The sequence below is a fragment of the Pseudescherichia sp. L3 genome, assembly GCF_024656065.1.
Taxonomy (GTDB): Bacteria; Pseudomonadota; Gammaproteobacteria; order Enterobacterales; family Enterobacteriaceae; genus Pseudescherichia.
Window position 1 is genome coordinate 185,974 of record NZ_JANKYC010000001.1, and the last position, 24,357, is coordinate 210,330.

At 57.6% G+C, this 24,357-nt stretch carries 21 protein-coding genes; 5 read left to right on the top strand and 16 right to left on the bottom strand.

The features are described from left to right. Positions 1-326: 326 nt before the first annotated feature. Positions 327-1,538 (bottom strand): MFS transporter, encoded by a 1,212-nt coding sequence (locus NR795_RS00915; RefSeq protein ID WP_374543503.1) that lies wholly within the window; start codon positions 1,536-1,538, stop codon positions 327-329. A 130-nt stretch (positions 1,539-1,668) separates the two neighbouring features. Here NR795_RS00915 and NR795_RS00920 point away from each other — a divergent pair, with 130 nt between their 5' ends. After that, a complete protein-coding gene (locus NR795_RS00920) occupies positions 1,669-2,148 on the top strand; it encodes a helix-turn-helix domain-containing protein (protein WP_257756751.1) in 480 nt (159 codons plus the stop codon). Here the strand turns inward: NR795_RS00920 and NR795_RS00925 are convergent. The 5 genes from NR795_RS00925 to NR795_RS00945 all read right to left on the bottom strand — a co-directional run bounded on the left by NR795_RS00925 (position 2,130) and on the right by NR795_RS00945 (position 10,082). Then, on the bottom strand, positions 2,130-4,319 hold the full coding sequence (locus NR795_RS00925) for a TonB-dependent siderophore receptor (protein WP_257756752.1): 2,190 nt from the start codon (positions 4,317-4,319) through the stop codon (positions 2,130-2,132). The genes NR795_RS00920 and NR795_RS00925 overlap by 19 nt on opposite strands. 208 nt (positions 4,320-4,527) lie before the next feature. Then, positions 4,528-5,460, bottom strand: coding sequence for a homocysteine S-methyltransferase (gene mmuM / locus NR795_RS00930; protein ID WP_257756753.1), 933 nt, complete (start codon positions 5,458-5,460; stop codon positions 4,528-4,530). After that, positions 5,447-6,847 carry an S-methylmethionine permease gene (gene mmuP / locus NR795_RS00935; RefSeq protein ID WP_144814266.1) on the bottom strand — a complete coding sequence of 467 codons (1,401 nt, stop codon included), beginning with the start codon at positions 6,845-6,847 and terminating at the stop codon, positions 5,447-5,449. The genes mmuM and mmuP overlap by 14 nt, the downstream gene beginning before the upstream one ends. 106 nt (positions 6,848-6,953) lie before the next feature. Next, entirely contained in the window at positions 6,954-8,630 is a 1,677-nt protein-coding gene (gene ybaL, locus NR795_RS00940; RefSeq protein ID WP_257756754.1) for a YbaL family putative K(+) efflux transporter, read from the bottom strand. A gap of 231 nt (positions 8,631-8,861) precedes the next feature. Then, complete coding sequence (locus NR795_RS00945) at positions 8,862-10,082, bottom strand: MFS transporter (protein WP_257756755.1); 1,221 nt, start codon at positions 10,080-10,082, stop codon at positions 8,862-8,864. 176 nt (positions 10,083-10,258) lie between these two features. On the opposite strand from NR795_RS00945, the gene ushA reads away from it, so the two are divergent. After that, positions 10,259-11,920 (top strand): bifunctional UDP-sugar hydrolase/5'-nucleotidase UshA, encoded by a 1,662-nt coding sequence (gene ushA, locus NR795_RS00950; RefSeq protein WP_144814258.1) that lies wholly within the window; start codon positions 10,259-10,261, stop codon positions 11,918-11,920. 2 nt (positions 11,921-11,922) lie between these two features. On the opposite strand, the gene ybaK is transcribed toward ushA, so the two are convergent. From ybaK to NR795_RS00975, 5 genes are all read right to left on the bottom strand, one after another. Continuing rightward, entirely contained in the window at positions 11,923-12,402 is a 480-nt protein-coding gene (ybaK, locus tag NR795_RS00955; protein WP_042391687.1) for a Cys-tRNA(Pro)/Cys-tRNA(Cys) deacylase YbaK, read from the bottom strand. 79 nt (positions 12,403-12,481) lie between these two features. Further along, positions 12,482-13,291 carry a TraB/GumN family protein gene (locus tag NR795_RS00960; RefSeq protein ID WP_257756756.1) on the bottom strand — a complete coding sequence of 270 codons (810 nt, stop codon included), beginning with the start codon at positions 13,289-13,291 and terminating at the stop codon, positions 12,482-12,484. A gap of 56 nt (positions 13,292-13,347) precedes the next feature. Then, positions 13,348-15,849, bottom strand: a complete 2,502-nt coding sequence (gene copA / locus NR795_RS00965; RefSeq protein ID WP_257756757.1) for a copper-exporting P-type ATPase CopA — start codon at positions 15,847-15,849, stop codon at positions 13,348-13,350. A gap of 133 nt (positions 15,850-15,982) precedes the next feature. Next, a complete protein-coding gene (locus NR795_RS00970; protein WP_308219176.1) occupies positions 15,983-16,357 on the bottom strand; it encodes a lysozyme inhibitor LprI family protein in 375 nt (124 codons plus the stop codon). Positions 16,358-16,437: 80 nt separating this feature from the next. After that, positions 16,438-16,905 (bottom strand): lysozyme inhibitor LprI family protein, encoded by a 468-nt coding sequence (locus tag NR795_RS00975; RefSeq protein ID WP_257756758.1) that lies wholly within the window; start codon positions 16,903-16,905, stop codon positions 16,438-16,440. A 201-nt stretch (positions 16,906-17,106) separates the two neighbouring features. Between NR795_RS00975 and cueR the strand changes: the two genes are divergently transcribed. Further along, positions 17,107-17,523, top strand: coding sequence for a Cu(I)-responsive transcriptional regulator (cueR, locus tag NR795_RS00980; protein ID WP_257756759.1), 417 nt, complete (start codon positions 17,107-17,109; stop codon positions 17,521-17,523). Here the strand turns inward: cueR and NR795_RS00985 are convergent. Genes NR795_RS00985 through tesA form a run of 5 tightly spaced genes read right to left on the bottom strand, consistent with a single transcriptional unit; the run spans position 17,520 to position 21,266 of the window. Continuing rightward, positions 17,520-17,972: an NfeD family protein gene (locus NR795_RS00985; protein WP_257756760.1), complete on the bottom strand. Its 453-nt coding sequence runs from the start codon at positions 17,970-17,972 to the stop codon at positions 17,520-17,522. The genes cueR and NR795_RS00985 overlap by 4 nt on opposite strands. Continuing rightward, complete coding sequence (locus NR795_RS00990; RefSeq protein ID WP_144814218.1) at positions 17,969-18,886, bottom strand: SPFH domain-containing protein; 918 nt, start codon at positions 18,884-18,886, stop codon at positions 17,969-17,971. The genes NR795_RS00985 and NR795_RS00990 overlap by 4 nt, the downstream gene beginning before the upstream one ends. Positions 18,887-18,916: 30 nt before the next feature. Continuing rightward, on the bottom strand, positions 18,917-19,771 hold the full coding sequence (locus NR795_RS00995; RefSeq protein WP_257756761.1) for a co-chaperone YbbN: 855 nt from the start codon (positions 19,769-19,771) through the stop codon (positions 18,917-18,919). A 59-nt stretch (positions 19,772-19,830) separates the two neighbouring features. Then, on the bottom strand, positions 19,831-20,601 hold the full coding sequence (locus NR795_RS01000; protein WP_257756762.1) for an SDR family oxidoreductase: 771 nt from the start codon (positions 20,599-20,601) through the stop codon (positions 19,831-19,833). 41 nt (positions 20,602-20,642) lie between these two features. Continuing rightward, entirely contained in the window at positions 20,643-21,266 is a 624-nt protein-coding gene (tesA, locus tag NR795_RS01005) for a multifunctional acyl-CoA thioesterase I/protease I/lysophospholipase L1 (protein WP_144814208.1), read from the bottom strand. Here tesA and ybbA point away from each other — a divergent pair. Both ybbA and ybbP read left to right on the top strand, forming a co-directional pair. Further along, positions 21,237-21,923, top strand: a complete 687-nt coding sequence (ybbA, locus tag NR795_RS01010; protein ID WP_144814204.1) for a putative ABC transporter ATP-binding protein YbbA — start codon at positions 21,237-21,239, stop codon at positions 21,921-21,923. The two genes, tesA and ybbA, sit on opposite strands and share 30 nt — an antisense overlap. Further along, a complete protein-coding gene (ybbP, locus tag NR795_RS01015) occupies positions 21,920-24,334 on the top strand; it encodes a putative ABC transporter permease subunit YbbP (protein WP_257756764.1) in 2,415 nt (804 codons plus the stop codon). Before ybbA ends, ybbP begins: the two co-directional genes overlap by 4 nt. Positions 24,335-24,357 lie beyond the last annotated feature (23 nt).

A 24,357-nucleotide genomic window follows, 5' to 3' on the forward strand; every position in this document is an offset into this window, starting at 1 on the left:
TGCCTTAACTTCATTGACTAGCGGGCTATTCATCCTCGAATAACGCAGCTTAAAGTTGATATCTGTCGTGCCAATGCCGTGAGAAATCCTTGCGAACCATCGCACACAAGCGCTATCGAGCGCGCCGCATTAGACTAGATGAAAACATGTGAGAGCTGCTTAATCAGCTCATTGGGGATGAGGTGCACCCGCATCGATTCGAGGGCAACAAACCTGCTAGAGGATATGGCCTGGACGATCACCAGACACCACTACCTTAACACCTTTCTATGTTTTACGTGCATTCTTTACACGTTGTTTAAGAACACGGTTCTCAATGCGTGGTGTCATGATTTGGCTAATCCCAGCCAGATGAGAAAAGCGCAGGCGCTGACGGATGCGCCAGCTAAACAAACTGCCTGCCATCCAAAGCAGGCGTAAAGCTGGGTGGCGACAATCGCACCTGTGGCACTGCCTATTGAGTAAAAACACATATATGCGCCCACCAGCCGACTTGCGGCCTCTGGCCGGGCAGCAATGAGGGTGCTCTGGCTTATCACGTGAACGGTTTGCACAGCGAAGTCCAGCATGATGATACCGACGACGAGCCATACCAGTGACGTTTCGGTATAAGCGATGGGGAGCCATGAGAGTGTCAACAACGCAAGGGCTAACCCGGTAGCACGTTGCCCCCAGCCCCGGTCTGCCCATGCACCTGCTTTCGCTGCCGCCAGCGCGCCGGCAATACCTGCCAAACCAAACATGCCTATCTGGGTATGAGACAGTGCCAGGGCGCTGAGTGGCATGACCATGGTGGTCCATAGCATACTGAAGGCTGCAAAGATAAGCAGTGCAAAAACGCCACCCTTTCTCAATTGCGGTTCAGTAATAAACAGGCGGAAAGCAGACGCCAGCAGAGAGAGGTAAGAGGGCGCACGTGCCTGCGGCGGCGTAGCGGGGACCCCTTTCGCCACGATGCAGGCGATGAGCAACATTAAAAAGGCTGCGATCAGGTAAACGGCCCGCCAGCCAGCCATATCGGCGATGCTGCCAGAGATAAAACGGGCCAGCAGGATCCCTAAAACAATGCCGCTCGTCACCGTGCCTACAACCTTACCGCGTCGCTGGGGAGCAGCCAGTATTGCGGCCCAGGCAACCACAAGTTGCACTACAACCGCCATCAGGCCAATAAAGAGCACCGCGCACAGCAGAGTGACAAAATTGGGTGATAATCCTGCCACGATCAAAGCCAGCATTGACAGTAATAGCAGCGTGACGACCAGGGTTTTTCGCTTAACGCGATCGCCCAGGGGAACCAGAAAGATCAATCCGGCGGCATAGCCCACCTGGGTCACGGTCACCACGCTGCCGATCATCCCAGCAGGAACCTGCAGACTGAGGGAGATGGATTCAAGCAAAGGCTGGGCAGAATAGACATTCGCCACCGCCAGCGCACAGGTTAGGGAGAATAAAAACGTTATCCAGGGTTTGAGCACCGGGCTCGCGACATCAGGCGCGGCCAGCGCCACATCAGCATTCAACTCTGCTTTACACTCCATTTCGCTCTCGCATTCTGGTTTCTTTTTAAAACTACATGCGAGTAGGAATAGCACTGGAGGTTTTTTTTTGCAACCGATTTAAGAGGCCCCTATACTGGCGTCTGTTAACAGGTAAGATGAGAGAAAGCAGATGGCAAAACAGGAATCCCTTCGAACCAGTGAATGTCCGGTTGCCAGAACGCTGGAGTCGATTGGTGAACGCTGGTGTCTGATGATCATCAGGGAAGCATTTGACGATGTGCGCAGATTCAGCGAGTTTCAAAAGAATCTGGGACTTGCTAAAAATATTCTCGCGTCCCGCCTGAAACAGCTGGTTGATATCGGCGTGTTTGAGATCTGCCCGGCCTCAGACGGCAGCGCATACAAAGAGTATGTTCTTACCGAAAAGGGACGTGCTATTTTTCCTGTTGTGGTAGCGATGCGGCAGTGGGGGGAGCGCTATATGTTTGATGAAGGTGAAGCGCACTCTGTCTTGCTGGACAACGCCAATGGCCAGCCCATACAGCCGCTGGAGGTGTGTTCATCCGAAGGGAGAAAACTGGAGCCAACCGACTGCCATCGTCAGCGTGTGATGGCAGGCGGCAGTAACTATCAGAATAAGACCGAGTAGTTCAGGCCAAAAGTACGGCCACGGCCTTTGTAAGTATACAGGTTCTCAGCACCGTAGGTTGGGCTATACAGACCCGGTGCGCGCTGTCCCCATGCGGTGGTGTAATCTTCATCCAGCAGGTTTTCTACGCTAAAGCTCAGCTTGCCCACCGGCAGAAGGTAACTGCCTAACAGGTCAACGGTGTTATACCCGTCGATGTGCTTTCCGGCGTCATCAGACAAATCAAACGTCTGGGTACTTTGCAGGCGCAGCGTCCAGTCGCCCGGTGCCCAGGTGACCCATGCGCTCATTTTGGACGGGCTGGCACTGTCTACCGTCAGCTTTTCCCACTTTCCGTCGACGCGGGTTTGCGATTTGATGACGTTAAAGTTGGTACCCGTGCTCCACTCGCTGTCGGTAAAGAAGTAGTCCACCTGGCCTTCAACACCGTAGATGCGACGCTTGTCATCTTCAACGTTGATGGTCATGTCGCTTTTGTTGATGTTGATGGTTTTATCGGAGAGCGAATAGTAACCGGCAATCTGCGTGCGCAGGTTATCCCCAGTGTAGCGCCAGCCCAGCTCGTAGGCATCAACTTTAATACCGTCGAGTTTTGAGTCGTTAACGTTAACGCTGTTGACCAGGCGGTAATGGCCGTTCACCAGCTGATAGGTGCCGGAGCCGTAATATTTCGCCAGGTCCGGGATCTCAAAGCCCTGGGAGAAGTTAAACCAGAGCTGCTGGCGCTCGGTCAGATGCCCCAGAATGCCAGCGTTAAAGAGCAGGTTGTTGTAGTCAGTTTTCCCGCCCGGCACAGCGTCTGCCGAGGTGGCTCTGCCTGTGGCAATACCCTGCTGTTGAGCGTAACCAACAAAGTCGTCGACCCGGTTTTCCGTGTACTGATAGCGCACGCCGCCGCTCAGGGTGATAGCGGAGATGTCGTAGCTGGTTTGCAGGAAGGGGGCGAGGTTGGTAATGCTATAGCCCGGATAGCGGCCAACGTTATACGCGTCATCCAGCTTCATACCACCGCTGGCAGCTGCTTTGCTGAGGTCGAAAAATTGCTGATTGGCGTCGAAGACTTCATGCTCGGCATCGACACCCCACGTCAGCGATAAATCATCCAGCGGTTTGCTGTTGAGAGTGAGTTTGCCGCCGTAAAAATCGGTTTTTTGCTGTGATGCGCCAATGCTGGTTACCCGGCCGCCTGAAAGGGTGGGGAAGGGGTAGAACGTCAGGCTTTCATCGCGGTAGTAAATTTGTGCCAGCAGATCCTGACCCAGGAAATCAGTATTGGAATATTGCAGGTTGATCAGATGGCGCTCGGTACCGGGAATGCGGTCTGAGTCGAGATTGTTCTTGTTGTATGCGCTGCCAGCACCGGTTACCGCCGAGAAGTTCTCCCCCAGATAGAGGCCGTGCTTACCGTCGGATTCACTTTTGTAATACTGGGTGGTGAGCTGCAACTGCTGATGAGCGTCGATATTCAGCGTGCCGGTGCCCATGACGTCTAGCCGGTCAGAGTATTGCAAACCGGTCTGGGTGTTATCAATATTCACCTCGTTGCCTTTGCCATCGTACCAGCCGCCAAAGCGCTGATAAGCGACTGACAGGCGTCCTGAGGCGTTGTCGTTGCCGCCGCTCACCGCCGCCGCAATGTTCTCGTCATTGTCGTTATGGCTATTGAAGCCCGTTTTTGCGCCAGTCTGGAACTCGACTTCCGTTTCCGGTTGGCCCTTTTTAGTGACGATATTGATTAAGCCGCCGGTACTGCCGCCGCCGTAGAGGGAGGTTGCGCCGGAGATCACTTCAATGCGGGTGATATTAAACGGATCGATAGAATCCAGCTGGCGGCTGTCGCTGCGGGAGGAGTTTAGACGCACGCCGTCGACCATTACCATCATTGAACGACCGCGCATATTCATACCGTAGTTGGTACGTCCCTGGCTACTGACATCCATACCGGGAATCAACTGCGCCAGCACCTCTTTGAGCTCTTTACCGCCCTGAACCTGCTGCTCAATTTCAGCCTGTTCAACGACCCAGGTAGTCTGTGCCATGTCGGAAATGCTGTGATTCGTACGGCTGGCGGCGACCACCATCGACTCCTCTTTTTGTCCCTCAGCCGAAGCATCAGTGGCTAGCATCATCAATAAACAAGGGCTGAGTGCCCAGGAGCAACGCGATTTCATTATTATGATCGTCCTGATTTTTCACGATGTCGGGGGCGTTGATGCCCCATACCGCAAGAACACCACCTTTGCAGGTGATAGTGATTATCAGAATGATATGAATTATCGTTACAATGTAAACAGGTATTGTTAAAAAATGTTTCTATAATGGCATGATTATTATGGGGTTTTTAAAGGCTTCCACATCCATGTGAGAGCATTAGGCCCGTCAGCGGCGCTTACTCAGCGCTGCGATATCCTTTGGGCTAGTCCGGCAGCATCCGCCAATGAGTCTCGCGCCTGCCTCTAACCACTGCGGCAGATACCCCACTAAAGATGCGCATGAATCGCCGTGAGCATGCCACTCTTTCGTGGTTGCATCGTAGGTTTCACCGGAGTTAGGATAGACAACCAGCGGTAGCGCAGTCAGGCTGTGCAGATGTTTTAGTGCTGCGGTCGTTTTCTCCAGCGCAATACAGTTAATCCCCAGCGCAACGATTTGCGAACAGTTTGCCAGCGTGTCCACGACCCGGGTAAGAGGCGTGCCGTCACTCAAGTGGTTCTCGTCACGTAGGGTAAATGAGAACCACGCCTGCGCCTGCGGGTAATCCAACAGCAGGTCTGCCAGGGCCTCTACCTCTGCAAACGCGGGTAAGGTTTCACAGGCCAGCAGATCTGCGCCGGCATTGAGCAAGGCTTCAATCCGCGGACGATGAAACGCCTGAAATTCTTCGGTGCTACGCACGTAGTCACCGCGATACTCAGAGCCATCGGCCAGATAGGCACCGTATGGCCCGACAGAGCCCGCCACCAGCAGCGGACCCGCGCTGGCGTTTTCCGCCTGGTAAATTTCCCGTGCCTCTCGCGCCAGTGCCACGCTGTGCTCAATAAGCGATCTCGATTGCGACTCGGTCAGCCCGCGCGCCGCAAAGCCAGCAGGCGTGGCCTGGTAACTGGCAGTAATGGCTACCTGTGCGCCCGCGCGGAAGTAATCCAGATGCACATCCCGGATGAGCTGTGGATTTTCCATTAATACTTTGGCGGACCAGAGGCTATCGGCAAGGTTGCATCCGCGCGCTTCCAGCTCGGTGGCCAGCGCGCCATCGAGGACAATAAAGGGGTGGCTTTTAAGCAGCGCGGTAAGAGGATTAATCTGCGGCATAGTCAGCCTCCGTCGAATTTGTTTTATGAGTGAGAAAATAGGTGCCGTAGCAAAGAGCAACAAAAGGCAGACCACAGTAAAGCGCAATGCGCTGGTCTGGATCGAACGCCAGGCCGACGCAGGCCAGCAGACACAGCACGAATCCCAGCACGGGCACCAGCGGATACCAGGGTGCCCTGTATTTTAGATCGTGCAGCGGCTTGCCCGACTGTAAATGCCGGCGACGAAAGATAAAGTGTGCCGCGCAGATACTGAGCCATACGGCCACAACGGCAAAACCAGAGATGGCGCTGAGGGCAACGAATACGGTGTCAGGCGCGATAACGCTGGACAGCAGCGCCAGCAGGCCACCCAGCATAGAGACGGTCAGCGCGACCAGCGGCACGCCGTTCTTATTGACGCGGGAAAAACAGCCCGGCAACGTTTTTTCATTAGACAGCGACCACAGCATGCGGCCCGATGCATAGAGTCCGGAATTCGCCGCTGAGAGAATAGCGGTAAGGATGACGAAGTTAAAAATATCCGCCGCATAGGGAATGCCAATTTTTTCAAAGACCAGCACAAACGGGCTCTTCTCGACCCCTGCCACCTGCATCGGAATAAGCGCCGCCAGGACAAAAACGGTACCGATAAAAAAGATGATCAGTCGGGCGATAGTCGCGCGGATCGCTACCGGAATAGCATGGTGTGGATTTTCCGTTTCGCCTGCCGCGATACCGATAAGCTCAGTGCCAGAGAAGGCAAAATTGACCGCGACCATCGTCATCAGAATGGGCAAGCCGCCATGGGGAAACCAGCCCCCGCTGGTGAGGTTGGTCAGCCCCGGCGAAGGCGAGCCATCCTTCATAGCGATAAAACCAAAAATCGCCCCGCAGCCTAAGATAATGAAAACAATAATGGTCGCGACTTTAATGAGTGAAAACCAGAACTCACCTTCGGCAAAAAAGCGCGTTGAAATCGCGTTAAGAGAAAAAATCACTACGCAAAACAGGGCGCTCCATATCCAGACGGGAATATGTGGGAACCAGTACTGCATACAGAACCCGGCGGCGGTAAAGCTGGATCCCAGCGCAACCGTCCAGGTGAGCCAGTAGAGCCATGCCACGGTATATCCCGTTGCCGGGCCAATATAGCGCGCCGCGTAGACATGAAAAGCACCGGTTACCGGCATTGCAACGGAAAGCTCGCCAAGGCACTGCATGACCAGCCAGACGACCAGCGCCCCAATCAGATAAGCCAGCAACGTTCCCGCTGCGCCTGTTGTAGAGATGATGTATCCCGTATTGAAAAATAACCCTGTGCCAATCACGCCACCCAATGAAAGCATAATCAAATGGCGGGTTTTCATGGTGCGCTTAAGCTGCCCATTCTCTTGCTGCGTGTGCATATCACCTTCTAAACGTATAGATGTCTAAATGTCCGTTTGAAGGGGCTTTATACCCTGATTGTTAATAAAATGCCAGCGGCAGGAGAAGATCTGCCGGGGCGGCAATTTATCCGGTGACTGCCTCTTCAACCGGGCGCTTCTCAATCAGCGTCAGCATGGTGTTGGCAATTTCACGTTCACCCATGACCACCTGATTCGCGCCGCGCTCGGTGATGTAGTCCACCTCGTCGTCATAGTGGGCGCGGGCGATAATCTCAATGTTCGGGCACTTCTGCCGGGCGGTGGCCACCACTTCTCCGGCTTCGTAACCGTTAGGAATGGTCAGCAGCAGCCAGCGAGCGCAGTCGAGGTGTGCCAGGTTCATGATCTCTTCGTTGGCAGCATTGCCCAGCACCGCACGAATACCGCGCTCGCGCAGCTCATCCACGCGGGTACGCGAGGTTTCGATCACCACCAGCGGGACACCCTGCGCCATCAGCTTCTCACCCAGCAGGCTGCCTACGCGGCCAAAGCCCACCAGCAGGGCATGGTTGCAGATATCCACCGGGATCTGCTTCTCCTCTTCGGTAGCCTCTTCCAGCGTCTGCTCATCAAGGGTTTCGGTCTTATCGAGGTATTTCTCCAGCAGGGTGAAGAGGATGGGGTTGAGCATAATTGAGAGGATCGCCCCAGCCAGCACCAGGTTCTGCCCGGTCTGCGGCAGAAGATCCAGAGCCATGCCCAGACCCGCCAGAATAAAGGCGAACTCACCAATCTGCGCCAGGCTGGCGGCGATGGTAAGCGCGGTACGCGGTGAGTGACCAAACATGCGCACCAGCAAGAAAGCAGCAATGGACTTACCAAAGATGATAATCGCCAGGGTACCGGCAACGGCCAGCGGCTCATCGATCAAGATTTTCGGATCGAACAGCATCCCAACGGAGACAAAGAAGAGAACCGCAAAGGCGTCGCGCAGGGGCAGGGTATCGTGCGCGGCGCGGTGGCTTAATTCGGATTCGTTCAGCACCATTCCGGCAAAGAAAGCGCCGAGAGCAAAGGAGACGTCGAAGAGTTCGACCGCACCAAAGGCGATACCCAGCGCGAGGGCCAGCACTGAGAGGGTAAACAGCTCCCGGGAGCCGGTGGCCGCGCTGCGGGCCATGATCCACGGCACAAGGCGGCGGCCGACCAGCATCATGATGGCGATAAAGGCCACGACCTTACCGATGGTGATGCCCATATCCAGCGACAGTGTCGCCAGCCCCATGTTGCCTTTTTCAAGCATCCCGGCGACGGCGGGCAGCAGCACCAGGGTTAACACCATGACCAGATCTTCTACGATCAGCCAGCCAATGGCGATCTGCCCGCGCTGGCTATCGATAAGCTGCCGTTCTTCAAGGGCGCGCAGCAGCACCACGGTACTGGCGGTGGAGAGACAGAGTCCAAAGACGATACCGGTCATTAATGGCCAGTCCATCATGGCGGAGAGCGCCATACCCAGCAGCGTCGCCACAGCAATCTGTGCGATAGCGCCGGGAATGGCGATGGACTTTACCGCCATCAAATCCTTCAGTGAGAAATGGAGGCCGACGCCAAACATCAGCAGGATCACCCCCAGCTCGGCCAGCTCAGGTGCCAGCTTGGTATCAGCCACGAAGCCAGGTGTAAAAGGGCCGGCGAGCACGCCCGCTAACAGGTAACCCACTAGCGGAGAAATACGCAGCTTGTTGGCAATCATGCCGAGGATAAAGGCGAGCACAAGGCCGCCCACAATGGTGGTGATAAGCGGTGTGGCGTGATGCATTCCGTCTCCTTTCGCGGTAGTGGATCCATTTCTGGTTAAAAAACCAGAAGCCCGAGTTACAGTCTATGACAATTTTAATCATTATGTTGATGAATAATTGTTGAATATTGAAGAAAAGCACGCTCTGACACGAAAAAAGCGGTTGAGAGGGGATTAACGCAGTGATGGCCTTGCAGGTGTTATGGTATGGGCAGTGCAGGCGGCCAACGGTTGTCTTTGGCCGCCCTGGAATCAGGCTTTATGACGGTTATCAGGCAGGAATATGGTTAACATCCCTAAAAGCGGCAGGAAAGCACAGATTTTGTAGACTACAAAAATACTGGTGTGGTCGGCGACCAGCCCCAACACGGCTGCACCCAGTCCGCCCATGCCAAACGCGAAGCCGAAAAACAGTCCAGAAACCATGCCGATACGTCCCGGCAGCAGCTCCTGGGCGTAGACTAAAATGGCGGAGAAGGCGGAGGCGAGGATAAAACCAATGATCGCGGTTAAAACGCCGGTCCAGTAGAGGGATGCGTAGGGTAAAATCAGCGTAAAGGGGGCAACGCCGAGGATAGAGCCCCAAATAACATATTTACGCCCAATCTTATCGCCAACAGGGCCGCCAATCACGGTGCCTGCCGCAACGGCCAGCAGAAACGCAAACAGGTGAAACTGGGCGTTTTGTACCGATAAGCCAAATTTTTGCATCAGATAAAAAGTGTAATAGCTGCTGATGCTTGCCATATAGAAGTATTTCGAGAAAATCAGCATCAGCAGGATGCTTACCGCCAGGATCACCTTATTGCGCGGCAGCGGGCTGCGTTCAATAACCGCTGTTCGTCCCTTGTTGATCCGATGCTGGGCTGCGTACCAGCGGCTGACCTGAGACAGCACCACGATAGCCAGCAGCGCGGCCAGCACAAACCAGCCCACGTTTCCCTTGCCGTAGGGGGCGATGATCAGCGCCGCCAGCAGCGGCCCGAGCGCACTGCCAAAGTTGCCGCCCACCTGGAAGATGGACTGAGCCAGACCATGCCGTCCGCCGGAAGCCATACGCGCCACGCGGGAGGACTCCGGGTGAAATACAGAGGATCCGGTGCCCACCAGCGCTGCCGCCAGCAGCACCATCTCAAAGCTGCCCGCCAGCGCCAGCAGCACCAGGCCGCAGAGGGTAAAGCACATGCCGATAGGCAGCGACCACGGCATCGGATGCTTATCCGTGTAGTAGCCCACCACGGGCTGAAACACTGATGAAGCCAGCTGGAAGGTGAGGGTGATCATGCCGATCTGCACAAAGCTCAGCGAGAAGTCAGCTTGTAGCAGTGGGTAGAGGGCGAGGATCAGCGACTGCAGCATATCGTTGAGAAGATGCGAGAGGCTGATCGCCCCGAGAATGCCAAATGCCGTGCGCCCCTGCGCTGGCGACGCGTTAGCGCCCGGAAGCGCGTCGGCGGGTTGGTTCGTTGCCATAAAATGTCACTTTTTGTCTTTAATTGGAGTGCAGGAGTTCTTAATGCTTCCTGATTATTAGCAGCCTAAGATACTCGTGACGACTCTTTGAGGGAAGTCGCAGACATAAAATCCTATTTGTTTATTCTCTGTCCCCGCGCTACTTTTGCGTCTGTTATGTCATCAGGGAGAGAGAAATGAATATGTTAAAGCAGGGCGTTGCGCTGGCGCTTCTCGCCGCGTGGGGGCTGACCAGTCTGCCTGCCCAAGCCTACGAAAAAGATAAAACCTATAAAATTACTATTCTGCATACCAACGATCACCACGGCCACTTCTGGCGCAGCGACGACCGGGAGTATGGTCTGGCGGCGCAGAAGACGCTGGTAGACAGCGTCCGTAAAGAGGTGGCTGCCGAAGGGGGCAGCGTGCTGGTGCTCTCCGGTGGCGACATCAATACCGGTGTGCCGGAGTCCGATCTGCTGGACGCCGAGCCGGACTTCCGCGGCATGAATCTCATTGGCTACGATGCAATGGCGGTAGGCAACCACGAGTTTGATAATCCGCTAGAGGTGCTGCGCCAGCAGGAGAAGTGGGCTAAGTTTCCTTTCCTGTCTGCCAATATCTACCAGAAGAGCACCGGCGAGCGCCTCTTTAAACCGTGGGCTATCTTCAAGCGTCAGGATCTGAAAATCGGCGTTATCGGCCTGACCACCGACGACACCGCCAAAATTGGCAATCCGGAGTTCTTCACCGACATTGAGTTCCGCAAGCCCGCCGACGAGGCGAAGCTAGTGATTCAGGAGCTGAATGGTCTGGATGAAAAAGAGCGCCCGGACGTCCTGATCGCCACCACCCATATGGGACATTACGACAACGGCGAGCACGGCTCCAACGCGCCGGGCGATGTTGAAATGGCACGCAGCCTGCCTGCGGGGTCACTGGCGATGATAGTCGGTGGTCACTCACAAAATCCGGTCTGCATGGCAGCAGAGAATAAAAAGCAGGTGGACTACGTGCCGGGCACGCCCTGCGCACCGGACCGCCAGAACGGGATCTGGATCGTGCAGGCTCACGAGTGGGGTAAATACGTTGGCCGCGCCGACTTTGAGTTCCGCAACGGTGAGATGAAGCTGGTGCACTATCAGCTGATCCCTATCAATCTGAAGAAAAAGATTGTTTACGACAACGGTGACAGCGAGCGCGTGCTCTATGCGCCAGAAATTCCTGAAAACGCCCAGATGCTCTCGCTGCTGACGCCGTTCCAGAACAAAGGCAAGGCGCAGCTGGCGGTGAAAATTGGTTCGGTCAATGCACCTCTTGAGGGCGATCGCAGCAAGGTGCGCTTTGTACAGACCAATCTTGGCCACCTCATCCTCGCCGCCCAGATGGCGCGTACCGGAGCTAGCTTTGCGGTGATGAGCGGAGGCGGGATCCGCGACAGCATTGCGGCAGGGGATATCACCTATAAAGACGTGCTGAAGGTGCAGCCGTTTGGCAACGTCGTGGTCTATGTTGATATGACCGGAAAAGAGGTGGTGGACTACCTCACCGCCGTCGCGCAGATGAAGCCTAACTCCGGAGCCTATCCGCAGTTTAGCCACGTCAGCTTTACGATGGCGAACGGCACGCTTAACGATCTGAAGATCAACGGTGAGCCGGTCGATCCCGCTAAAACCTACCGTATGGCGACCCTCAGCTTCAACGCCACTGGCGGCGACGGCTATCCGCGTCTGGACGATAAGCCCGGCTACGTTAATACCGGCTTTATCGACGCCGAAGTGCTGAAGCAGTACATCCAGCAGAATTCACCGCTGGATGCAGCAACCCTTGAGCCGCAGGGCGAGGTGAACTGGCAGTAACGTTAATCCCGGCGGGCGATATCGGCGAATTTTGCGTCCAGCATCTTCGCCAGATCGCCTGCCGCCAGCTCAATATCCAGCCCGCGTCTGCCGCCTGAGATGTAGATCGTCGCGTACTCCTGAGCGGGAGCGTCGATGAGCGTCGGCAGGCGCTTTTTTTGCCCCAGCGGGCTGATGCCGCCCACCAGATAGCCGGTGGTGCGCTGGGCAACGGCGGGATCGGCCATATCAACCTTCTTCGCGCCCAGCGCCTTCGCCACCTTTTTCAGATCCAGCTGGCCTGCTACCGGCGTCACCGCGACCGCCAGCTGCTTCATATCGCCGTTTACCGCTACCAGCAGCGTCTTGTAGACCTGGTCGGCGTTCAGGCCAAGCTTACGCACCACCTCATCACCAAAGTTAGTTTCATTGGGATCGTGATCGTAGCTGTGCAGCTGAAAAGGGATCTTATTCTTTTCGAGTAACTTTACGGCGGGGGTCATAAAAATCCTTCTTACCACGGATGATCGAACTATCAGCATACGCCTGACGACGTTCGCAAAAATAGTACCATCTTGCCGTTTAGGCGCTAATTTTCTGCCGCAGCAGGGAGGGCAAATTTCCTTCGCCATAGAGGTGCAGCGCACCGGCTGCGACGACATAGTGGCCCGGCGGCAGCGCCAGCAGCCGTTTACTCCAGGCCTGGTTACGCTGGTGCATCAGCACGTCGTAGAGCGGCTGGCTAAAGGTAGAGGGGAGCGACTGTGACGCCTCGGCAGGAGGGCTATTGAGCCACCAGCTCAGCATCACCTGCAGCAGCCTGGCGTTGGTATGCCAGTGGGTGAGGGTATCCAGCAGCAGCGCTTTGCCATCCTCCGGCAGCTGACAGAGCAGGTTTACCTGATCCGCCGTACCCTCCAGCTCGATCACCTGCATCTGCCTGTCATGGGCGGCCTGTAGCATCTGGTAGTCGATACCGTAGTCGGGGCGCAGGCCGAGGCGCTGGGCCTGGGTCGCCTGCAATACCAAAGCGATTTTCCAGGCCGGCTGCTGATCAAAGGTCTCCAGTGGCAGGGAAAGCTCGTTTAGCACACGGGATAGATCGGCCAGCTGGGCGGGATCAAGCCGCTCGGCCAGCGGCGGGCGCGGGGGAAGTTCAGAGAACGGGGAACCGCTGACGGAGACGTCGGCCTCGACGATCAGCGCGTCGGCCTGTTTGAGCTTGCGCAGCAGCCCCTCCGGCAGGGGAGACATGTCGCGGGTGCCCATATGGATGCTGCCAACAAGATGCAGATAGCGCCCGCCCGGCAGAGTGACGTCCAGCGCGGGCCACGAATAGGTGCGAGTATACAGCCCGCCCAACAGCATTTTTAAACGGCTAAACAGGCCCATAGGCTCTCCCGGCTGAAAAGTGCATGCTAGCGCGAGCCGGGAGAAGGTGCAAATGGCTACTCTTTTGGGGTAAAGCGCAGCAGGCGGTTGGCGTTGCTCACCACCGTAATGGAGGAGAGCGCCATTGCCGCCCCGGCTACCACCGGGTTTAGCAGCGTTCCGGTCAGCGGCCAGAGGATCCCGGCGGCAATGGGAATGCCCAGCGAATTATAGATAAACGCCCCCACCAGGTTCTGCTTCATGTTGCGCAGCGTAGCGCGGGAGATAGCCAGCGCATCGGCCACGCCCATCAGGCTGTGGCGCATCAGGGTGATGGCGGCGGTCTCAATTGCCACGTCGCTGCCGCCGCCCATGGCGATCCCCACCTCGGCCTGGGCCAGCGCCGGGGCGTCGTTGATACCATCGCCCACCATCGCCACCTGACGCCCCTGGCGTTGCAGCGCCTGAATCGCGGCGGCTTTGCCATCGGGCAGCACCCCGGCGATCACCTCGTCGATCCCGGCCTCTTTAGCAATAGCGTTGGCGGTAACGGCGTTGTCACCGGTGAGCATCACCAGACGATAGCCAGCCTGATGCAGGCGCTGCAGTGCCGCCACGCTATCCTCACGCAGCGGATCGCGAATGGCAAACAGCGCTGCCGCCTTGCCGTCCACCGCCAGCAGCACCGGCGTTGCGCCCGTGGCCGCCTGGGTGGCGATATCGCTTTCCAGCGCGGCGGTATCAATACCCTGTTCATTCAGCAAGGCCTGGTTGCCCAACAGCAGGCGGCGACCGTCGCTCTCTCCGCTCAGGCCCAGCCCGCGCAGGGTACGAAAGTTATTCACCTCAGGTAAAGACTCCGTTCCGGCCTTGTCGATAATGGCGCGGGCCAGCGGATGGCTCGAACCCTGCTCCAGCGCGGCAGCCAGGCTCAGCGCCTGCTGGCTGGAGAGTTCGCTGTAGGTCAGCACGGCGGTAACCTGCGGGCGGCCCTCGGTAAGGGTGCCGGTCTTATCAAACACCAGCGTATCGAGCTGGCTGGCACGCTGTAGCGCATCGGCATCGCGCACCAGCACGCCGAACTCGGCGGCGCGACCGACGCCAGAAATAATCGACATTGGCGTTGCCAGGCCGAGCGCACAGGGGCAGGCGATAATCAGCACCGTGGTGGCGATCACCAGGGTATAGACAATCTGCGGTGCAGGGCCGAACACGTACCAGATCGCGCCGCTAATCAACGCGATGGCGACCACAACCGGCACGAAGACCGCGGAGATCCTGTCCGCCAGCTGACCGATTTCCGGCTTGCTGCTCTGGGCCTGACGCACCAGACGGACGATCCGCGAGAGGGTAGTGTGGCTACCGGTGCGGCTGGCACGAAACAGCACGCTGCCGTCAGAGACCACCGTCCCGGCGTGGATCGTATCGTCCCGCTGCTTCTGCTGCGGAACGGGTTCGCCGGTCAGCATCGCCTCATCAAGCCAGGCTTCGCCCTGGACAATCTCGCCATCAACCGGAACCCGATCACCGGTGGTCAGGCGCAGGGTCATGCCCGGATGAACCTCGGCAAGGGGAACAATCTCTTCCCCGGCATCGGTCACTACTCTGGCGGTGGGTGGGGTGAGATCGAGCAGGCGCTCCAGCGCTTTCGATGAACGCTGGCGGGCGCGCGCCTCCAGCATATGGCCGAGGTTGATCAGGCCGATGATCATCGCGCTGGCTTCATAGTAGAGATGGCGCGCCTCCATCGGGAACCACGCCGGCCAGAGGTTGACGCTCATCGAGTAGAGCCATGCCGCCCCGGTACCCAGTGCGACCAGCGTGTCCATGGTCGCGGTACGGTTGAGCAGGCTTTTCCACGCGCTGCGGTAGAAGTGGCCCCCGGCAAAGACCATCACCGCAAGGGTGATTAGGCCGATAGCCAGCCACAGGCTGCGGTTGGCATCGGTGACCATCATATTGTCACCCGCCATACCCCAGACCATCACCGGGATACCCACCAGCAGAGCAACAATCGCCTGCCAGCGGAAGCGTTTCATGGTAGCAACGGCGGTCTCCTGCTGGCGTTCGCGGCGGGTGGCGTCATCGTCAATCGCCTCCGCACCGTAGCCCGCTTTCTCCACCGCGTTAACTAATTCAGCGGCGGAGGCACTGCCCATCACCAGCGCAGAGCGCTCCGCCAGATTGACCCGTGCCTGGGTTACGCCGGGTACCGCCTGTAAGGCTTTCTGCACTCGGGTAACGCAGCTGGCGCAGCTCATGCCACTCAACAACAGCTGCTGGCTGTCGTCGGTGTCATCCGCTGCCGGAAGCTCAGTTTCGGCCGCTGTCAGTGCTTCCGACGGAGGTGATGACTCTGCCAGCGGATCAGCCTTTGGGTGGCTAAGCGTCGCCCCGTATCCGGCCTGTTTAACGGTATCGATCAGCGCATCCGCATCGGCACTACCGATGACTTCCGCGCGCTCAATGGTCACCTCGGCGCGCTCCACGTCGGGCCGCTGTTCAAGACTCTCTTTCACCCGTTTGACGCAGTGGCCGCAGGAGAGACCCTCCAGCGCCAGTTCAATTGTGTGGGACATCATCATACTCCTGTGCATATAGTAGGATTGTCTGAGCCGCTGTTTTGGCTAACTGTCTATAAGCTTAAACCTTCCATTAAGGGGAAGGTCAAGTAAAAGGGAGTGATAGTGCATTCTGGCTGCGGGTAAACGGCTATGTCTCAGCAGGACTCGGAACGATCATCTTGATTTGATTCACTCTTTGGCTATTGAGATTTATGGTGCAAGCGGTAATGGCGTTCGCAAAACCATGGGTGTTTTGGGTTGCAGTGGTGGCTAATCCGCAATAATCATATCGCCAGGTGAGCCAGTTTTTCTGGTTTTTCTTGAAGAGAGTAAGCATGTTATCTTTTTGCTCTCTGGTGCCCATCCACCACTGATTATAGTCGAAGTTCTCTAGCTCTTTAAGCTTGGTACTATATGCCTCCCTCAGCTTTTCCTCTGACTTGTCAGATATGTCTTCCAGACACTCGCTGTTTTCATCTTTATATTTTTGGATACAGAGGTCTACCTCATGGTTGTTTATTATGCTTTGGGAAAAGGGAACCTAGGGGGTGAGAAGTAGCGATATAAATAGTATCTTATATTTTTTCATTATGCGCCCCGTTTTTACCTGGCCGAATCAACAGAGATCATATTTATCTCAGCGACCCTTTTACGGTTCATGTTTATAAAACAGCTTGATAGTGTATCACCGTATCCATGCGTGTTTTCATAGGGTGCTGCTGCTGATTTACAGTAGGTGATTTTGTACTGCTCCCATGCTTTCTGGCTGTTAGCAAAGTTTACGCTCATGGTTTTCCGCTGCTCCTCACTCCCCATCCACCATTGCGAATAATTAGCTGATTCAATTTCTTTAACTTTCTTTTTAAAGCTATCCTGTAAGTTGTTATCTGAGTTTTGTATCAATTTATCAGAACAATCATAGCTTTCCTCATCTGGTTTGGCGGCGCACTTCTCCACGTCCTGATTAGATAACAAATCGTTATAAATGATATGTTTTGCCAATGCTTCCCTATAATTCATTAATAAAAGGAATAATAAGGTGAAAGAAATTGTAAGCTTTCGTTTTTCCATGTCATATCTATCTCCTTGGTTTCTCTAATACAGAAGCCTAAGCTTCTCAACTCCAGTTATGTTGACTTAAGTCAAATCATTCTTCGATCCATTAGCCTGCACGCATTTTTCGGACACCTAAAAGAGGTTGACCTTTAAGCAGAGAGTGAATAGCGTGGAGGAACGTAAACCTTCCATTAAGGGGAAGGTCAGGGGGCAACCATGAACATCAGCGATGTAGCAAAAAAGACAGGTTTAACCAGCAAGGCGATCCGCTTTTATGAAGAGAAGGGGCTGGTGACGCCGCCGCTGCGCAGCGAAAACGGCTATCGCAGCTACACGCAGCAGCATCTGGATGAGCTGACCCTGCTACGCCAGGCGCGGCTGGTGGGGTTTAATCTGGAGGAGTGCGGCGAGCTGGTCACCCTGTTTAACGATCCGGCCCGACACAGCGCCGACGTGAAAGCCTATACGTTACAAAAGGTGGCGGAGATTGAGCGCCACATTGCCGAGCTACAGGCGATGCGCGACCAGCTGCTGGATTTAGCGAACGCCTGTCCGGGCGACGACAGTGCCGACTGCCCGATTATCGATAACCTCTCCGGCTGCTGCCATCGGCATTCGGCTAAGGAGAGCTAGCGCGCTTTGATGCGCAGAGTAATGCCCTCAACCGCCACCACTTCCACCGGCGTCCCGGCGGGCAGATCGTCGTCAGCGCTCACCGGCCAGGTGCTGTCGCCGACGCGCATATGACCGCGGCCGTTGACCAGAGCCGTGTCGAGGGTAAAGTGTTTGCCCACCAGCTGAACACCGCGCTGGTTAAGCGCCGCGTCAGCAGGCTTCTGCTCGCGCACCCGGCGGGCCAGCCAGCGCCACCACAGCCATGCTGCCAGCAGGGTGAGCAGGGCAAACAGCGCCCCTTGCCACTCCCAGCTGAATGGCAGCAGCCAGACCAGCAAGCCTGTTACCACCGCCGCCACGCCGCTCCACAGCAGATAGCCGTTGCCGCCCAGCATCTCGGCTGCCAGCAACAGGCCGCCGAGGCTTAGCCAGAGGAGGTGAGGGTGCTGAAGCAGGCTGTCGATCATACGCTTTTCCGTTCGCTGGCGCTCTCTTTCACCAGCTCGGCGATCCCAGCGATAGAACCCATCAGACTGCTGGCCTCCAGCGGCATCAGTACCACTTTGCTGTTGGTCGATGAGCCAATGTGCTGTAGCGCCTCGGTGTATTTTTGCGCGATAAAATAGTTCACCGCCTGAATATCCCCGGCGGCAATCGCCTCGGAAACCATCTGGGTCGCACGGGCTTCTGCTTCTGCCGAACGCTCACGCGCTTCGGCCTGCAAAAACGCCGATTGCCGCTCACCTTCGGCCTTGAGGATCTTCGACTGCTTCTCCCCCTCGGCCTTGACGATCTGCGCCTGGCGGATCCCTTCCGCTTCCAGAATGTAGGCGCGCTTGGTTCGCTCGGCCTTCATCTGGGCGTTCATGGAGGAGATAAGCTCGGCAGGCGGGCGCACGTCGCGGATCTCAATGCGCGTCACCTTGATGCCCCAGGGGTTGGTGGCCTCATCAACGATGTGCAGCAGACGAGTGTTGATGTTATCGCGCTGGGAGAGCATCTCGTCCAGCTCCATCGACCCTAAAACGGTACGGATGTTGGTCATCGTCAGGTTAATGATGGCCAGCTCGAGATTGCTCACCTCGTAGGCCGCTTTCGGGGCGTCGATTACCTGGATAAAGCACACCGCATCGATGGTGACGTTGGCGTTATCCTTGGAGATCACCTCCTGTGAAGGGATATCCAACACCTGTTCCATCATATTGATTTTGCGGCCAATCCGATCCATAAACGGCACAACCAGGCTCAGGCCTGGCTGTAACGATTTGGTATAACGGCCGAAGCGTTCCACGGTCCATTGATAGCCCTGCGGCACAATCTTCACGCCTGCGCCGACAATCACCAGCGCGACGAAAATAAGTACCGGGATCACGATAAGCATTTACACCCTCCCTGCCGCCATAGCGGTTAATCAATAAAGCAGTGAATAGAGCTTGCGGCGATAGGACGTGGCCAGCGCGTCCCCGGTACCCAGCGCGGCAAGGATCTCCTGCAGCATCTTACGCGCTTCGCCGTTGGCAGCGGAGAGATCTTTGCGCAGGTGGCTAAACAGCAGCTCCAGCGCCTCTTCGTTACGTCCAACCTGATGCAGCTGCAGCGCCAGCTGTGTCGCCAGCTCGGCATTCTCCGGGGAGAGTTCGGCCTGCTGTTGCAGGAGCTGGATCTCCGGGGTGTCAGCGGCTTTTTTCAGCAGCTCGATCTGCGCCACGAGGCCCTGATAGCGGGTATCCTGATCCTGCAGCGGAATAGTTTTCAGCACCGCTTCCGCTTCATCGGCACGGTTAAGGACGATCAGCGTCTCGGCCAGCAGCAGACCAAACTCGCCGTTCTGATTCGACAGTTGCCAGGCCTCTTTCGCCAGCGGCAGCGCCTCGGCATAGTTGCCTTCCTGAATCAGCGCCATCGCCTGCTGGGCTTTCAGCTCCTCGGGGCGGGGCAGAACCTTCTCCAGCAGGGCGCGGATCGCCTCTTCCGGCTGCGGGCCCTGGAAGCCGTCCACCGGCTGGCCGTTCTGGAACAGATAGACGGTCGGGATCGCCCGCAGGCCAAACTGCGAAGCCACCATCTGCTCGGCGTCGCAGTCTACCTTCGCCAGAATAAACTGCCCGCTATACTGCGCGGCCAGCGACTCCAGCACCGGGGTCAGCTGCAGGCAGTGCTGGCTGCGTTCGGACCAGAAGTAGAAGAGCACCGGGATCTTGACCGACTGCTCTAGCGTCTGTTGGAGGTTCGCTTCGGTAATAGTGACAATATTCTGTACGGACATGGCTAATTCTCTGTTTTCACGTTTATCTTTACATGGGGTTGAGAGGCGGGGCCTTCAACTCATCCGCGCAAAATTTTATCCATCGCCCGCCCCGGCAGCAGGCGCTTCAACCAGCAGACGGCATGGGTGATCAGCGTCACCGGATAGCGCAGCTTTGGACGCTTGCTCTCAAAAGCATGGCGCACTTTTGCCACCACCGCCTCCGGGCCGAGGGTAAACCGTGCGGCAATGCCAGGATTTTCTACCGGGTGATCCTGCTGGGTTTGGTTGACGTTTTTGGTAAAGCGCGTGCGGATGGGACCCGGTTCGATCAGGCTCACCTGAATGCCGCTGTGGCGCAGCTCCATGCGCAGAGCATCCGACCACGCCTCAAGGGCATATTTACTCGCCGCATAGGCCCCGCGGCCCGCCGTTGAGATCAGCCCCATCACCGAGGAGGTCATGACAATTCGCCCCTCGCCGTGGGGGATCATCGCCGGCAGCAGGCGGACGGTCAGCTGATGTGCGCCAAAGAAGTTGGCGGAGAACTGCTGCTCCATCTGTTGGCGGCTGATGGTGGCCAGCGGGCCGTAGACCCCGTAGCCCGCGTTATTAAAGATGCCGTAGAGGCGGTTGTCGGTCCGCGCAATAATCTCATCGGCGGCGCGATCGACGCTCTCCGGTGAGTCGAGATCCAGCAGGATGCCGGTAAAGCCCATCCCGTTCATGCGTGAGACGTCATCAGGCTTGCGGCAGGCGGCGAGGATATGAAAACCCTGGCGCTTTAGCTCTACCGCTGCTTCCAGACCGATTCCGCTGGAACATCCTGTTATTAAGACCGATTTTTGCATAACTTTACCCGTAGGCGTCCCCGATTATTTATGAGTCATGGTTAACTGTCATGGTTAACTAAAGGCGCGAGGCGCGTGGCCATCCAGTCGGCGATAAACGGCTGGGCATCCAGATTAGGGTGAATACCATCGTCCTGCATCCACTGTGGCTTGAGGTAGACCTCCTCCATAAAGAAGGGGAGCAGCGGCACGTTAAACTCTTTCGCCAGCGCAGGGTAGATGGCACTGAAAGTCTCGGTATAGCGACGGCCAAAGTTGGGCGGCAGGCGGATCTGCATCAGCAGCGGCTGCGCGTTGGCGTCCTTAATGTTCTGTAATATTTTACGCAGGGTCTGCTCAGTCTGCTGGGGTGCAAAGCCCCGCAGGCCGTCGTTGCCCCCGAGTTCCACCAGCACCCAGCGCGGCTGATGCTGTTTCAGCAGCGCGGGCAGGCGAGAAAGCCCCTGCTGCGAAGTATCGCCGCTTATACTGGCATTAACCACCGACGGCGTCTGCTGCCACTTAGCGTTAAGCAGCGCAGGCCATGCCGAATTGGCCGCCATACGGTACCCGGCGCTCAGGCTGTCACCGAGAACCAACAGCGTGTCAGCGGCTGCGGCACGGAAGGTAAACAGAAGCATAAACAGGAAGGGCAAATGCCAGCGGAAAACATTGTTGAAGTTCATTATCTTAAGAAGTCCGTCGGTCAGGGGGAACATGAGCTTTCCATCCTCACCGGAGTTGAGCTGGTTGTCAAACCGGCGCAGACGATTGCCCTGATCGGCGAGTCGGGTTCCGGCAAGTCCACTCTGCTGGCGATCCTCGCCGGGCTGGACGACGGCAGCAGCGGCGAGGTCAACCTGCTGGGTCAGCCTCTGCACAACATGGATGAAGAGGCGCGGGCGGCGCTGCGGGCGCAAAACGTCGGCTTTGTCTTCCAGTCTTTTATGCTGATCCCCACCCTAAACGCGCTGGAGAACGTCGAGCTACCGGCGCTGCTGCGCGGTGAGAACGGTCGCCAGAGCCGGGAGAACGCCAAAACGCTGCTGACCGAGCTTGGTCTTGGCAAGCGGCTGGATCATCTTCCCGCCCAGCTCTCCGGCGGCGAGCAGCAGCGCGTGGCGCTGGCCCGCGCCTTCAACGGTCGTCCCGGCGTGCTGTTTGCCGATGAGCCCACCGGCAACCTCGATCGCCAGACCGGAGATAAGATCGCCGATCTGCTCTTCTCGATGAACCAGCAGTATGGCACCACGCTGATTCTGGTCACGCACGATCCGCAGCTGGCGGCCCGCTGCGACCGTCGTCTGCGGCTGGTCAACGGCGAACTGCGGGAGGAAGCATGATTGCCCGCTGGTTCTGGCGCGAATGGCGTTCGCCGTCGCTGCTGATCGTCTGGCTGGCCCTCAGCCTGGCCGTGGCCTGTGTGCTGGCGCTGGGCAACATCAGCGATCGCATGGAGAAGGGCCTGAGTCAGCAGAGCCGCGACTTTATGGCGGGCGATCGGGCGTTGCGCAGCTCGCGCGAAATTCCCCCGGCGTGGCTGGAGGAGGCGCGCAAGCGAGGTCTGAAGGTGGGAGAGCAGCTTACCTTCGCAACCATGACCTTTGCTGGCGATACGCCGCAGCTGGCTAACGTCAAGGCGGTGGACGCTGTTTATCCCATGTACGGCGAGCTGCAAACCAATCCGCCGGGCCTCAAGCCGCAACAGGGAACGGTGCTGCTCGCCCCGCGCCTGATGGCACTGCTGGAGCTAAAAACCGGCGACTATATTGACGTGGGCGATGCCCGGCTGCGGATTGCGGGCGAGGTGGTGCAGGAGCCGGACGCCGGGTTTAACCCCTTCCAGATGGCTCCCCGCCTGATGATGAACATTGCCGACGTGGCGGCGACCGACGCAGTCCAGCCCGGCAGTCGCGTGATGTGGCGCATTAAGTTTGGCGGCACGCCGCAGCAGCTTGAAGATTATGAAAAATGGCTCCTGCCGCAGCTTAAGCCGGAGCAGCGCTGGTATGGCCTGGAGCAGGATGAGGGTGCGCTGGGGAAATCGCTTGAGCGCTCGCAGCAGTTCCTGCTGCTTTCGGCCCTGCTGACCCTGCTGCTGGCGATCGCCGCCGTGGCGGTGGCGATGAATCACTACTGCCGAAGCCGCTACGATCTGGTGGCGATCCTGAAAACGCTGGGGGCAGGGCGCGCTCAGCTGCAAAGGCTGATTGTCGGCCAGTGGCTGCTGGTGCTGGCCCTTGCCACCGTCACCGGGGGAGCTATCGGCCTGCTGTTTGAGCAGGTGCTGATGATCCTTCTCAAGCCGGTGCTGCCCGCTGCGCTGCCGCCTGCCAGCCTCTGGCCGTGGCTATGGGCGACGGGAGCGATGCTGGTCATCTCCCTGCTGGTGGGGCTGCGGCCCTATCGTCTGCTGCTGGCGACCGCGCCGATCCGCGTCCTGCGTCGTGATGCGGTGGCTAACGTCTGGCCCCTTAAGCTCTATCTGCCGATTGTTGCCGCCGTGGCGATTGCGCTGCTGGCCTGGCTGATGGGCGGCAGTATGCTGCTGTGGGCCGTATTGGCGGGCGCGGTGGTGCTGGCTCTGCTCTGCGGGCTGGTGGGCTGGATGCTGCTCAACGTCCTCAAGCGGCTGACCCTAAAGTCGCTGGCGCTGCGGCTGGCGGTCAACCGGCTGCTGCGTCAGCCCTGGTCGACCCTGAGCCAGCTCTCAGCGTTCTCTCTGTCGTTCATGCTGCTGGCGATGCTGCTGGTGCTGCGTGGCGATCTGCTCGATCGCTGGCAGCAGCAGCTGCCTGCCGAAAGTCCCAACTACTTCCTGATCAATATCGCTCCCGAGCAGGTGACGCCGCTGAAGACGTTTCTTGCCGAGCACCAGATCGTTCCGGAGTCGTTCTATCCCATCGTGCGGGCGCGCCTGACCCAGATTAACGGCCAGACCACCGAGGGGAACACGGACGAGGCGCTGAACCGGGAGCTGAACCTCACCTGGCAGGCGACTCAGCCGGATCACAATCCGCTCACCGCAGGCAGCTGGCCGCCGAAGGCGGGAGAGGTATCAATGGAGCAGGGGCTGGCGGAGCGACTCAATATTCGCCTGGGAGATAGCGTCACCTTTATGGGCGATACCCAGGACTTCACGGCCAAAGTGACCAGCCTGCGTAAGGTGGACTGGGAGAGCCTGCGGCCGAACTTCTTCTTCATCTTCCCGCCCGGCGCGCTGGATAACCAGCCCCAGAGCTGGCTGACCAGCTTCCGCTGGGAGAACGGCAACGGCATGCTGACCCAGCTTAACCGGGCGTTTCCCACGGTGAGCCTGCTGGATATCGGGGCGATCTTAAAGCAGGTCGGCCAGGTACTGGGGCAGGTGAGCCGGGCGCTGGAGGTGATGGTGGTACTGGTAACGCTCTGCGGCATTCTGCTGCTGCTGGCTCAGGTGCAGGTTGGCATGCGCCAGCGGCATCAGGAGCTGGTAGTCTACCGTACGCTGGGGGCGAGCAAACGTCTGCTACGCACGACGCTGTGGTGCGAGTTTGCGCTGCTGGGCTTTGTCGCCGGGCTGGTAGCGGCCATCGGCGCGGAGACGGCGCTGGCGGTATTGCAGACGCGGGTGTTTGATTTCCCGTGGCAGCCCGACTGGCGGCTGTGGCTGACGTTACCGCTCTGCGGCGCGCTGCTGCTCTCGATCTGCGGCGGCTGGCTGGGCACCCGGTTACTGAAAGGGAAAGCGCTGTTCCGCCAGTTTGCAGGGTAATTTACTCTTTTATGCGCGCCGTG

What these genes read in the sequence shown, in the direction of transcription:
- NR795_RS00915 (WP_374543503.1), bottom strand. Translation starts at nt 1,538, where the DNA reads ATGGAGTGTAAAGCAGAGTTGAATGCTGATGTGGCGCTGGCCGCGCCT.
- NR795_RS00920 (WP_257756751.1), top strand. Translation starts at nt 1,669, where the DNA reads ATGGCAAAACAGGAATCCCTTCGAACCAGTGAATGTCCGGTTGCCAGA.
- NR795_RS00925 (WP_257756752.1), bottom strand. Translation starts at nt 4,319, where the DNA reads ATGAAATCGCGTTGCTCCTGGGCACTCAGCCCTTGTTTATTGATGATG.
- mmuM (WP_257756753.1), bottom strand. Translation starts at nt 5,460, where the DNA reads ATGCCGCAGATTAATCCTCTTACCGCGCTGCTTAAAAGCCACCCCTTT.
- mmuP (WP_144814266.1), bottom strand. Translation starts at nt 6,847, where the DNA reads ATGCACACGCAGCAAGAGAATGGGCAGCTTAAGCGCACCATGAAAACC.
- ybaL (WP_257756754.1), bottom strand. Translation starts at nt 8,630, where the DNA reads ATGCATCACGCCACACCGCTTATCACCACCATTGTGGGCGGCCTTGTG.
- NR795_RS00945 (WP_257756755.1), bottom strand. Translation starts at nt 10,082, where the DNA reads ATGGCAACGAACCAACCCGCCGACGCGCTTCCGGGCGCTAACGCGTCG.
- ushA (WP_144814258.1), top strand. Translation starts at nt 10,259, where the DNA reads ATGAATATGTTAAAGCAGGGCGTTGCGCTGGCGCTTCTCGCCGCGTGG.
- ybaK (WP_042391687.1), bottom strand. Translation starts at nt 12,402, where the DNA reads ATGACCCCCGCCGTAAAGTTACTCGAAAAGAATAAGATCCCTTTTCAG.
- NR795_RS00960 (WP_257756756.1), bottom strand. Translation starts at nt 13,291, where the DNA reads ATGGGCCTGTTTAGCCGTTTAAAAATGCTGTTGGGCGGGCTGTATACT.
- copA (WP_257756757.1), bottom strand. Translation starts at nt 15,849, where the DNA reads ATGTCCCACACAATTGAACTGGCGCTGGAGGGTCTCTCCTGCGGCCAC.
- NR795_RS00975 (WP_257756758.1), bottom strand. Translation starts at nt 16,905, where the DNA reads ATGGAAAAACGAAAGCTTACAATTTCTTTCACCTTATTATTCCTTTTA.
- cueR (WP_257756759.1), top strand. Translation starts at nt 17,107, where the DNA reads ATGAACATCAGCGATGTAGCAAAAAAGACAGGTTTAACCAGCAAGGCG.
- NR795_RS00985 (WP_257756760.1), bottom strand. Translation starts at nt 17,972, where the DNA reads ATGATCGACAGCCTGCTTCAGCACCCTCACCTCCTCTGGCTAAGCCTC.
- NR795_RS00990 (WP_144814218.1), bottom strand. Translation starts at nt 18,886, where the DNA reads ATGCTTATCGTGATCCCGGTACTTATTTTCGTCGCGCTGGTGATTGTC.
- NR795_RS00995 (WP_257756761.1), bottom strand. Translation starts at nt 19,771, where the DNA reads ATGTCCGTACAGAATATTGTCACTATTACCGAAGCGAACCTCCAACAG.
- NR795_RS01000 (WP_257756762.1), bottom strand. Translation starts at nt 20,601, where the DNA reads ATGCAAAAATCGGTCTTAATAACAGGATGTTCCAGCGGAATCGGTCTG.
- ybbA (WP_144814204.1), top strand. Translation starts at nt 21,237, where the DNA reads ATGCCAGCGGAAAACATTGTTGAAGTTCATTATCTTAAGAAGTCCGTC.
- tesA (WP_144814208.1), bottom strand. Translation starts at nt 21,266, where the DNA reads ATGAACTTCAACAATGTTTTCCGCTGGCATTTGCCCTTCCTGTTTATG.
- ybbP (WP_257756764.1), top strand. Translation starts at nt 21,920, where the DNA reads ATGATTGCCCGCTGGTTCTGGCGCGAATGGCGTTCGCCGTCGCTGCTG.